Annotated in this window: 8 protein-coding genes and 1 tRNA gene; 4 read left to right on the top strand and 5 right to left on the bottom strand. The window is 36.7% G+C overall.

Translation table 11 applies throughout. The annotated features are described in order from the left end of the window. The 4 genes from CWB66_RS19030 to CWB66_RS19015 form a co-directional block, all read left to right on the top strand. Nucleotides 1-223: IS30 family transposase (locus CWB66_RS19030; protein WP_138586594.1), on the top strand; the 223-nt coding region annotated here is incomplete at its 5' end. A gap of 46 nt (nucleotides 224-269) precedes the next feature. Further along, nucleotides 270-884 carry a hypothetical protein gene (locus tag CWB66_RS19025; RefSeq protein ID WP_138586593.1) on the top strand — a complete coding sequence of 205 codons (615 nt, stop codon included), beginning with the start codon at nucleotides 270-272 and terminating at the stop codon, nucleotides 882-884. Between the two features lie 130 nt (nucleotides 885-1,014). Further along, nucleotides 1,015-1,341: a hypothetical protein gene (locus CWB66_RS19020; protein WP_138586592.1), complete on the top strand. Its 327-nt coding sequence runs from the start codon at nucleotides 1,015-1,017 to the stop codon at nucleotides 1,339-1,341. Between the two features lie 52 nt (nucleotides 1,342-1,393). Continuing rightward, nucleotides 1,394-2,152 carry a HEPN domain-containing protein gene (locus tag CWB66_RS19015; RefSeq protein WP_138586591.1) on the top strand — a complete coding sequence of 253 codons (759 nt, stop codon included), beginning with the start codon at nucleotides 1,394-1,396 and terminating at the stop codon, nucleotides 2,150-2,152. Between the two features lie 145 nt (nucleotides 2,153-2,297). Here the strand turns inward: CWB66_RS19015 and CWB66_RS19010 are convergent. The 5 genes from CWB66_RS19010 to CWB66_RS18990 all read right to left on the bottom strand — a co-directional run bounded on the left by CWB66_RS19010 (nucleotide 2,298) and on the right by CWB66_RS18990 (nucleotide 5,101). Further along, a tRNA-Arg gene (locus tag CWB66_RS19010) sits at nucleotides 2,298-2,372 on the bottom strand. Between the two features lie 69 nt (nucleotides 2,373-2,441). Further along, entirely contained in the window at nucleotides 2,442-3,101 is a 660-nt protein-coding gene (locus tag CWB66_RS19005; RefSeq protein ID WP_138586590.1) for a FlgO family outer membrane protein, read from the bottom strand. 8 nt (nucleotides 3,102-3,109) lie between these two features. Beyond that, nucleotides 3,110-3,787: a FlgO family outer membrane protein gene (locus CWB66_RS19000; protein WP_138586589.1), complete on the bottom strand. Its 678-nt coding sequence runs from the start codon at nucleotides 3,785-3,787 to the stop codon at nucleotides 3,110-3,112. A gap of 12 nt (nucleotides 3,788-3,799) precedes the next feature. Then, nucleotides 3,800-4,393: a FlgO family outer membrane protein gene (locus CWB66_RS18995; RefSeq protein ID WP_138586588.1), complete on the bottom strand. Its 594-nt coding sequence runs from the start codon at nucleotides 4,391-4,393 to the stop codon at nucleotides 3,800-3,802. 51 nt (nucleotides 4,394-4,444) lie between these two features. Continuing rightward, nucleotides 4,445-5,101: an SPOR domain-containing protein gene (locus CWB66_RS18990; RefSeq protein ID WP_138586587.1), complete on the bottom strand. Its 657-nt coding sequence runs from the start codon at nucleotides 5,099-5,101 to the stop codon at nucleotides 4,445-4,447. Between the last annotated feature and the right edge of the window lie 251 nt (nucleotides 5,102-5,352).

The raw sequence follows: 5,352 nt of genomic DNA, 5'->3' as shown, positions 1-5,352 counted from the left end.
GGAAGGAGAACTAGATTTTATTATTTACTTTGCTGATCCTTATTGTTCGTGGCAACGAGGAACAAATGAACATACAAACGGTCTGATCAGGCGTTATTTCCCAAAGAAAACTGATTTTTCAACTATAACTAATGAACAACTCCAAGAGGTTGTAATGAAAATTAATACTCGCCCAAGGAAAATACTAAATTATCAGACAGCTGAAGAAGTCTTTATTAATTAGTGGTTTAAGGTTTGGTGCACTTGGAACTTGAATTCGGGTTAGCCCGTTGTACTCAAAATTAAAAAAGAAGTATTGGGAAAAAGAGCATGTTGCAGATCACCCATTACTTATTGCCATACATGACTTCCATCAGCAGGATTCAATGATGTGGAGTCGCCCTGGGCTAGAGACTTATCTTTACGGCGCTAAAAGAACTCATCAAGTAACAGAAAATATCCATATTAAACAAAAAGTTACTGAAATAGACGCGCATAACTGGAAAGGGAAAGAAATCCCTTCTAATTTCTTTAAGCAGCCAGATTCAGAACATATTAGCGCAGTTATCCATTCCAATCAGGCCACTATTGGTAAGTTTTTACGTATGGGTTTTTTAGCCGAATTTGGTAAAAGAGACATTGATATTAGGCTTATAGGTAAAGCATTTATTAATAATAATCATATACCAATTGACTTTGATGTTGGTATTTCAGATGAAGGATATGAGGAGTATTGGGCTAACTCGGTTACTATTTATCATAATCCAAATGCTAAAATACCCTTGGATTATAAATTATTTGAAGGTGTTGCTCATGTGTTTTTTGATGGTAAGCAATTCAGCTCCATAAAGCCTCAGTTTTATCCGATATATGGTCGAACGAGATATAGAGAAGCTGAGATTTAAAAATGCTATTAAAACAGTTTGTTAGTGTTTTATTCGCAACACATTTTTAGCCCAGTTAGTACGGCGTTATATTGAAAATTCAGTCATGAGCAACAGTCAAATAATTATGATAAATTAGCAGAGGTAAATTTTGGATAAATTCAAAGAATCTATTCTTACTGAAAAAATAAATTTGGCGAAAAAGTGGTGTTTAATTACAACCGTTTTTAAAGTAGTTATTGCTATAATTGTTTGTGTTGCCTACTTTACAAATGCATCATGTCTTCCTGAATTGATTGTTTTTTCTGTCGTGTTGTCCTTGTTACTTCCGCTTGGTTTTTATGGAGCATTCATGGAGAACCTCCTTGAATATAATACTCAAGCGATCGAAGATAGACAGCTATTAAATGCAAATGAAGCCAATGAGCATTTTATAAAAATGTCTGAACGTATTACAAAATTAGAAGATAGCATCTAGTAAAATGCACTATAAGTAAACGTTGTGCAGCAAATCATAGAAAGGAGTCGTTGTGAGTATAACTAAAGATCACCTTATTGAGATTCAAGAAGAACAAGCGGATAAATGGATAAGAGAGAGACTCAGTAAAGAAGAGCTTGACGAAAATTCAGATGAATACCAAGAGTTAATGCAAGAGTATTCAGATTACCAAGAGCACTTATGGGAGGAAGCGGAATGGAAAGCTGAACTAAAATGGCTCAAAGAAAATGGCTCTTCAAATATCCATAATATTTTCGTAACTGAACTAGATGCTTTGAAAATTATGGTTAAAACTAATCTAGAAAATTCTTCAAAGCTAGCCTTTATGCTACACACTAATATGACTATAAAAATGTCTTATGCTTATGCTGTTACTTTATTAGAGTCATTTTTGGGAGATACTTTAAAGTCACTTATTACTGAACGCAGTGAATTTCTAAGTAATGCGATTAAAAATGTAGAAGAAGTAAAAAAAGCTAAGTATTCAATAGCGGAATTGGCCACAACCGAATTAAATATTGGCTCGTTAGCTTTGAGAAATATATCCGAAATACTGTTTCATAATATTCCGAAAGTAATAAAGGTTTATGAACAAGTTTTAGATCAAAAGTTAAACATTGATATATCTACAGTATCTAAAATTACGTCACTACGTCACGATATTGTCCACAGAAATGGGCATACCAAAAGTAACGAGCCTATCAACTTAACAGTTCAAGATTTATATCAAGCCATTGATGACATAAAAGCTTTTGCATCTGACTTACAAATAAAGGTCAATGAGCTATAGCAGCATGTCAAATTGCTTAAAAGGACGTAAAAATTTTTGCTTACGCTACTTCGTCACTAATTTCTTTATATTTCAATTTGTGACGCTATAAATGTGCTATAAAAAATATCATACAAAAACAAAAAACGTAACCTATTGATTTAACTGGTAGCCCCTGCAAGAATCGAACTTGCAACTGCCCCTTAGGAGGGGGCCGTTATATCCATTTAACTAAGAGGCCACAAAGCGGTGTGCTTAATGAGTTGAATTATAACGGTATCTGGTTTTTTATATCAAGCACCGAATGAAGTTAATTGCTTGATAAGTATATATCTTCTTTATTTAGTACATACAGTGGTATTAATTTTCGGCTACTGGCCGCTAAACGTTTGCTTTGAACATTGATTACACGCGCATTGACTTCCACGCCATTTTCACGATAAATCAATGTACCTGATAATATATGACTCGCGATATTATTTTTTGCCAGTTTTGATGTATCACGCGAAAAAGCAAAGTCGCCTTGATTGTTTACCGTAATCAAATCTGCTGTTTTAAAGTCTACCGTGTTATACCCAAATTTTTGCAGTTGGTGCATAAACGTTTCTGATAATTGATTACCTAGTTGGTTCGTTGTTTTAAGCGTGGCATCTAAATCAACAAACGATGCAACTGCAATTGATATACCTTGCTCAATACGCATTGTTTCTGTTAAATCGAGCGCCATTTGTTCGACATAATTGGCTAGTATTTTATGATGTTTACTTGGAATAAACTGACTTGAGTCTTTGTACTCATCTACTTTATCGTTTTCAACTTGTTGTAGCATTTGGCTAAAATCGTAATTATTAGTGGTGCTTTGCTGCGTTTCTGTTGTGACTTTATTTGGCTGGCTTTGTAATAAATTACACCCCGAAATTAATAGGGATACGCCCGCTATACAAATAAGTTTCTTAACTAGATTAGTCATCAGTAACCTCACTTACTTGCTTGTTTGAGCATCAAGCCATCTTTGCTACGACTACTATTGAGTGCATCTATCACAGCTTGAGGAATAAAGCCCTGCGCTGAGCCTACAACCGCTTTACTTTCAAGCCCGACTATTCGTGCGTTGACCAGTACTCCGCCTTGATGGTTAACCAAGGTGCCCGCTAATACATAGCTAAAGTTTTGATCTTGATTAAGCTCTAAATAATCACGGCTAAATACATAATCTCCGCTTGGCGTTACGCGCATGTAGTCAGTGGTTTTAAAATCAATAACGGGGACGCCAAAATTATGCAGCTCGTGCATAAAGCTTTCGGCTATTTGATTACCTAACAAAGTAGCATCGTTATAATCATGATCTAAAAATATAAAACTTGAAACTGCTAGCGGCGTTTTTGTGTTCACGTACTGTAGGTTTTCAGCCATATCCTGCATGATGCCACGTACATAATGATTAATGTTTTTACGTATATTGGTATTTATTTGGCTTTGTTTGTTCATAACAGCAATATTACTTTGATACATTGAGCCATTTTCACTCGGTGCTGCAACAGCACGTTGTGGCTCAAAAAACGCCGGAGCATCGTCTGTTATCTGCGTACTGTTGTTTATTGCTTGTGTACAACCAAAGCCCAGTGGCAAAAATAAAGTTAATAATAAACGTTTCATATTGGCTCCTAATTAGTATTCACTACGGTATATGTAATCACCGCGTTGTTGTATTTTTTCATTGCCCCACATTACATTAATTGGAATTTCTGTTGTGGCGGCAGAGACAACGTGGCCCGTTTTTACATTTACCATGCGGGCATTAGCAATATAGGCATGCTGCTGGCGTGTTAATGTACCGGTGATCACAAAGTCAATATTCTGACGTTGCTGTAACCGGCTAATATCTCGACTTAAAATAGAATCAGCATTGCTGGACAAGTTAAGGCTATTTTCAAGTCGGTATTCAATGGTGTTATAGCCTAGCTGCGTAAACTGCGTGATAAGGCTTTCTTGAATTTGCTGGCTTAAACCTGCGCCTTGCCCATCGGCAAGTTTTGAATCCAGTGCGTCAGCTAAATAAAAACTTGTTACCGCTATAAATGCAGTGCTTTTATAAGGCTCTTTTATGTGGCTGAGCTGAATACTCAAGTTATTCACATATTGGTTTACGGTATAAGGAGCCATCGCTGCTTTTGTCGCGTCGGTACTTATACTCGGCTCAGGCTCTGGCGTTAAGCTGCATGCGGTTAAGTTTACAAATAATAAGGGTAGTAAAAGGCGCATAGTTGCCATCCTCTAAAAACATGACAATTACAAAGCAATTACTATGCCGATTTACATTTTTAATGATTGCTCTGTGTAGTGGCTAACAATGCACATGACTTGGTATTGCATTAGTTTATTACAATCTTTAGCGGCGTTTTCCTGCTTTATGTATGCACCAAGCTTTAGCCGATAAAACGTGGTGCCATTTACGTTGACACTTTCGACATTCGCAGCGACTTTACCTGAAAATATAGTGGGTGCCGTCGCTTTTATTTTAGCAAAGCTTTGTGGTAATCGGGTTTGATCTGTTACCGAGGCAACCTGAAGCGCGAAGAGAGGCTGCACCTTTATTGGCTGTGCTTTTGTTGGCTGTATGGGGGCCGGTGGAGCTATTGGTTCTGGATTAAGCGAGCTGTTTTTCGCTATTTTACTTTCACTTTTTTGCGCAGCGGCTGCTGATTGCTGCTCTTGTGCTACTGAGGTTAGTTGTTTTATTAATAGCTTTAGGTCTTGCTCTATAACCAATAAACGCTCAACACCGGCTTTAGCTTGCTGCCACTGCTTTGCTGATGCTTTAAGTTCAGCCAACTCATCAGAAGTAATAACGACTCCCGCTTGGTTATTGAGCTGCGGGGCCACTTTTTTTTGTGGCTCAGCAGTACTGCTACACCCCGACAACATTATTAAAGTTAGGCCTAACAAACTCATTAACTGTTTTTTTAGCATGTTATTATTTCCTATGAATTGTTTTAAGTTAACCTGAACTCTGGTTAAGAGATTTACTAACATATTGAATTATGGTGATATTTAAATTTATTTTCTCTAGTCAGTGATTTTCAGTGAAAACAAGATGAATTTACGCGTCAATAGCGAATCTATTGCAAGTAAATTCAACGCAATTAGCGCTGAAAATAGCTGCTCGAGATAGATTTATTATCCAGAGTTCAGGTTAAGTAACTAAAAGCGGAGTTAAAGTT

This window comes from Pseudoalteromonas sp. S558, from assembly GCF_005886635.1.
In the GTDB taxonomy this organism is placed as follows: domain Bacteria; phylum Pseudomonadota; class Gammaproteobacteria; order Enterobacterales; family Alteromonadaceae; genus Pseudoalteromonas; species Pseudoalteromonas aliena.
The sequence above is the reverse complement of the archived record's forward strand: the minus strand, read 5'-3'. Positions and strand labels throughout refer to the sequence as shown.